Source organism: Collinsella sp. (assembly GCF_052346665.1).
Classification (GTDB): Bacteria; Actinomycetota; Coriobacteriia; order Coriobacteriales; family Coriobacteriaceae; genus Collinsella.
Genome location: NZ_DAWDUX010000061.1, coordinates 1 through 4757 on the forward strand (window position 1 = coordinate 1; position 4757 = coordinate 4757).

The following is a 4757-nucleotide window of genomic DNA, read 5'->3' on the forward strand; positions in this document are numbered from 1 at the left end:
TCACGAAGCGGTAGCCCAGGCGCTCGCGGTCGAAGGCCTCGGCGTTGCGCATGAGCGATAACAAACGCACGGAGCATTCGCCCTCTTGGACAGACTCACGGGTGTCAACAACGGGAACCTTCACATCGGCGGGGACAGCAACGTTGCCCAAAGTTGCGGCGGGCTTTATCGACACGCCCTCGTCCTCCGCATGCCCCCGCCATGTCTTCTGCGTCTCATTGGTCACTTTTGAACGCCCCCCCCCGGACTTTTTTCATTGCCGGGGAGGTTCCTCCCCTCATGTACGTGCGTCTTTGCTGTGATGACTTACTCTTTGGGTGCTCCTATGTCTTGATTGGGATGTCCAGCGGAAGCGTCTCCAAAAAGCCCCGTCCGGGCTCTCCCACGCGCACCCAGCAGCGGCGCTTGTGCCGGTCGACCTTGGTAATGAGGGCTTCGCAACCAACCAAAGGACCGTCCGTGACGCTCAGCTCGCCATGGAGGATCACCGCGGTGCTGCTGCGGATCACGCGCTCACTGCCCGCAACCCTCTCAAAAAAGGCACGTGCATCTTCCGAAAGCGGCATGATCGAGCGCTCTGTGGCCCCCACCAAGTCCACGTGGAAACTCAGCTTTTGCAGCGCGCTATTCAGGCCGTGAGCATCGCTGGATACGACAAATAGGTACTCGGGGTACATCTGCACACGACGGATTGACCACACTCCGTTGCGCTTTTCCCAGCGCTCCTTTGAAAGCGTGAAGGCATCCGCGAGCAGGTTTTTCGGGATGAGCTTGAGCAGCTTGTCAGCTGTGGCATGCTCCATACTCATGGGCGTATGGACCAGGTACCAACGCATATTCCCACGCGGCACGCGACGCCCCGCGGGCAAACCCGCAGGTGTCAAGCTCAGTTGTGGCGAAGCGGCTCGCATGGCCCTCCCCGATGGTGCAGCCCCGCACGCACGCGACGCGCAAAAGTGCACCTTTTTAGAGAGGGGTTACTCAACTCGATGACAAGATATGAAGTTGTCGATTGCTGGGTTTTATTTCGGAATCATTGGTAAAATGGGTACGTTTTAAAAGGCCTTGAAAAGGTGCACTTATTCACACCTCAGCCCGTTGTCTTTTTTGACCCCATCTTCCCTCAGCCATTTATCAAAAGTCGAAACCGATATCTCGAGACGTCGCGCTGCCTCGGCGCGAGTGACGCGCCCGTCCAGATACCCTTCTTTCGTGACCCCATACGCTGCCGGGCGTTGTTTTTTGGGCCTGCCAAAGCGCACACCCCGAGCCTTGGCGGCGACTATGCCCTCACGTTGGCGCTGCCGAATGCTCTCCCGCTCAACTTGGGCAACGTAGGACAGCAGCTGTAGCACGATATCGGAGATCAGCATGCCCGTCACGCCATCGCACTCGTTCCGGGAGTCGAGCAGAGGCATATCCAACACAACGACATCCGCGCGCAGGTTTTTTATAAGGGCGCGCCATTGGTCTATGATCTCCTCGTAGTTCCTGCCGAGTCGGTCGATGCTCTTTACCACCAATACGTCGCCCTCACGCAACACGTTCACGAGACGTGTCCACTCCGGCCGGTCGAAATTCTTGCCACTCGCCTTGTCGGCGAAGATATGCTCCCGCCGAACACCAAACTCCTCAAGCGCCCTCAACTGGCGATCGAGATTCTGCTCGCGAGTGCTCACGCGCGCGTAACCGTATATGGTGCCCATCATGAACCTCCTTCATATCGGGGGCTGAAAACAAGCCCTCTTCCCGCTCATAACCGATATGAGCTTCGAAGTGAAGGTTATCGATAGGCGTTAAGCCCCTCTTCCGACGCGGCTTTTCCATGCCGCGGGAGGGCGGGCTCCACTCGCATTTTTTCGCATTCCAGCGCGTGATTCGCACTTACCTTGCCTTCCGATGTATTCGGTTGGTGCTACACACGGCCTCGCGCAGGGTTGCCGCCCATATGCGCGGGACCTATTTCGTCACTCCTCCGATTCCTTCGAAGACCTGACCTCTTCGCTCTTGTCGAGAAAGTCGGCAAACGTCTCCTGCTTTGAAACTCTCAATGGCCTGTAATCAGCAACGCTCAGAATCCTGTATTGGGGATTCTTCATCTTCCCGCTCCTAGTTCGCCTCTCGGTTACCTCAAGGTCAACCTGAATCAGATCTCCAGCGTTGAAGCGAACGGTGCCGTCTGCAAGATCATCCAAAAAACTCTTGTCTTCGATGCGCACGCTTTTGTACGTAAGGACGTCGCTGCCCGATCCAAATTGAAAGGTATATCCCTTCTCGGCTCCGCCATATGAGCCGGCGAGCGGCCTCAACCATATCCCCCTATTTATGTACGACGTCTCGCTGACCTCGAGCTCATCCGCCGACGAGGCGGTCCTAGCATACGCGTTGAGGTCGCTTGCGTCATCCCTTGAAAAAGAGGAGCCTTCAGCAAGGCCATCGTCCTCCTCCTTGGTATTGCGCATGTAGATATTCACCTGTTGGACCGTGCCGTTAAACTCCGCGACAGGACCGACCGCCACATCCCTGTATAGCTCAGCAATCGTAGGATTCTGCACCGCCCGATGTGTGGCCTCATCAACCGTCACGGCATTGTCGCCTTTTCCGTAAGTGTAGGACCCGTCGCCATTGTCCACGAATCGGTCGATCGCCCCTCGCACCTTCCGGACAATCCACGGAATGCCTTTCGCTCCGCCATAGCAGAAACCGAGTATCTCGATCGCGTTGAGCACGGCGTCGACGTTCTGGCTCGTCAGCAAATCTACGATGCCGCTTTCGACAATGAACTCGGTGATAAAGGAGCCCTCTTTGAATGGGCGCACCCTGATCTTGAGCTCACCGTCGTATCCTGCCTCTCGGACAGTCAGGCGCACGAGGTCGTCGAACTTATTAAGGTATTTGACTAAATCGTAAACATCGACCCCTTCATCCGGGTCGACGCCTCCAAGTCTATAAACGACTTCCCTGCGTTCCACAACGAACCTCCCGAACATGCGGCACCTCCAGGCCCGAGCGTATTGTTCTGCCCGAACAAGATAGCGTGCCTGTCTATTCCGTCTTCAGACCGGATCTGAAACATCAGTCACTTCTGACGGACAACAGGGTTTGTCCGTCAAATTTCGATATTTCTGACGGACAAATCCGGTTTTCCGTCAAATGCGCCCGACTAGGAGAGGCGAACCCCTTCGGTAATTTCCAGAAGCTCCGTGAACTCAAGGAGGGCAGGCTGGCTTCCACGGTGAGGCCTATTCCTCCGCAGCGGGAGGAAGGACGGCTCCGTCAAGTGCCCTGATAGTCGGATTCTCTCTCAGTGCGTCAAGCTGTTGGGAAGCCATTTCCCTCAGGTAGACAACCCTCTCCTCTCTGGAATGCCCCTCCTTGATGAGCTGTGCATTCACGCTCTCAAGGTTTGCGAGCACAATGAGCTGATGCAGCGTCGCGCCATCCCTGACGTTCCCCTTTTCAGCAGGATTGGCATCGCGCCACTGTCTTGCCGTCATTCCGAACAAGGCGACGTTCAGCACATCGGCCTCATTGGCATAGACGAACTGCTTCGCCTTGCCCCGGGCAATCGGCTCCAGGTGCTCCTTCACCGCATCGGTATGAATGCGATAGTTGATCTTCGTGAACAGCCTCTTCTCATTCCAGTCGAGCGACAAACGGCTGTTCTCATCACTTTTCAGACGTTGATAGTCCTGGATCACATAGAGCTTGAACTCCGGGGACACCCACGACGCGAATTCGAAGGCAATGTCGACGTGAGCGAACGTTCCGCTGCCGTACCTGCCCCTTTTGCTCTTTATCCCGATAGCTCCAGTCGATCGTATCCACTTGGTCGGGGACATGGTGAAGGCGTTGCGGCCAGACTCCAACCTAAAGAGGTCGAATTCGACCTCTTTAAAATCGGGGTTGTGAAGACGTTCCCAGACGCCGAGAAATTCAATGGTCTCCCTGCTCCGCATCCAGTTCTTCACGACATCACCGGGTTCATCGCTGCGATATCTTGCGATATCCGTCAGCGAGATATAGTCGTCTCGATCTCCTGTTGATGAGACCGATATATCAACCCCGAGCGCAGTTATCTTCCCGCTTATCTCCTTCGGCGGCATTTCAAACTCCTCTCTCCGACCATTTCCCTACTCCATCTCCTCGGCGGGCTGGAACCAGACCACGGTGCCGACGTACTCGACCGTGCGCTCCCCCTCCCCCGTTATGACTATGTCCTCGTACGAGTCGTCCCACGAGTCCGGGGACAGCACGATGATGCGCCCCGTGTTGCACAGGCGGCGCATCACGTAGTCCGCGCCGTCGATGGAGACCGCCGCCACCGAGCCGTTGCGAGGCTTTCGGGTTTCAGATCGAACTTTACCAGCAAGGCATCAATGTTCTCGGGTATGCCCATCTTGCCTCCTTACGTTGTATTCAATTTTACATAGTGATATTTCATTCTTCGTAATTGTCTTTTCGGTTTATATAGCGTACGGTTCTCCAAAGACTTCCGACTCTCTTTTCCATGCGCGGGGCGATTGCCAAATAGTTGCCATTCGGGCATGCGGCAGGAAGATACAGGAAAAAGAAAACGTCCCCTGAGCTGCGATAACTCAGGGGACGCATCATTCACACTGGCGGAGAGCTGGGGATTCGAACCCCAGATGGGCTTGTGGCCCATACTCGCTTAGCAGGCGAGCACCTTCGGCCTCTCGGTCAGCTCTCCGGAACAGCTAGTCGATGATAACGCACTTCCCAGGGCTTGAACAGGG

Annotated in this window: 5 protein-coding genes and 1 tRNA gene; all 6 read right to left on the reverse strand. The window is 56.0% G+C overall.

From position 1 onward, the window contains the following. Nucleotides 1-323: 323 nt before the first annotated feature. Nucleotides 324-911, reverse strand: coding sequence for a transcription termination/antitermination NusG family protein (locus ACT8II_RS09015; RefSeq protein ID WP_330006043.1), 588 nt, complete (start codon nt 909-911; stop codon nt 324-326). A 168-nt stretch (nt 912-1079) separates the two neighbouring features. Then, the gene (locus ACT8II_RS09020; protein WP_233546099.1) at nt 1080-1709 is read right to left on the reverse strand and encodes a recombinase family protein; all 630 of its coding nucleotides are present in this window, start codon (nt 1707-1709) and stop codon (nt 1080-1082) included. A gap of 258 nt (nt 1710-1967) precedes the next feature. Then, a complete protein-coding gene (locus ACT8II_RS09025) occupies nt 1968-2990 on the reverse strand; it encodes a hypothetical protein (RefSeq protein WP_443813890.1) in 1023 nt (340 codons plus the stop codon). A gap of 252 nt (nt 2991-3242) precedes the next feature. Continuing rightward, entirely contained in the window at nt 3243-4106 is an 864-nt protein-coding gene (locus ACT8II_RS09030) for a KilA-N domain-containing protein (RefSeq protein ID WP_443813892.1), read from the reverse strand. Between the two features lie 27 nt (nt 4107-4133). Then, the gene (locus ACT8II_RS09035; protein ID WP_158574808.1) at nt 4134-4289 is read right to left on the reverse strand and encodes a hypothetical protein; all 156 of its coding nucleotides are present in this window, start codon (nt 4287-4289) and stop codon (nt 4134-4136) included. A gap of 331 nt (nt 4290-4620) precedes the next feature. Next, nucleotides 4621-4711: transfer RNA gene (locus ACT8II_RS09040), tRNA-Ser, on the reverse strand. Nucleotides 4712-4757: the final 46 nt, after the last annotated feature.

Bases quoted from the DNA above. Each gene is read 5' to 3' on its own strand.
- ACT8II_RS09035 (WP_158574808.1), bottom strand. From the start codon at position 4,289: ATGCGCCGCCTGTGCAACACGGGGCGCATCATCGTGCTGTCCCCGGAC.
- ACT8II_RS09025 (WP_443813890.1), bottom strand. From the start codon at position 2,990: ATGTTCGGGAGGTTCGTTGTGGAACGCAGGGAAGTCGTTTATAGACTT.
- ACT8II_RS09020 (WP_233546099.1), bottom strand. From the start codon at position 1,709: ATGATGGGCACCATATACGGTTACGCGCGCGTGAGCACTCGCGAGCAG.
- ACT8II_RS09015 (WP_330006043.1), bottom strand. From the start codon at position 911: ATGCGAGCCGCTTCGCCACAACTGAGCTTGACACCTGCGGGTTTGCCC.
- ACT8II_RS09030 (WP_443813892.1), bottom strand. From the start codon at position 4,106: ATGCCGCCGAAGGAGATAAGCGGGAAGATAACTGCGCTCGGGGTTGAT.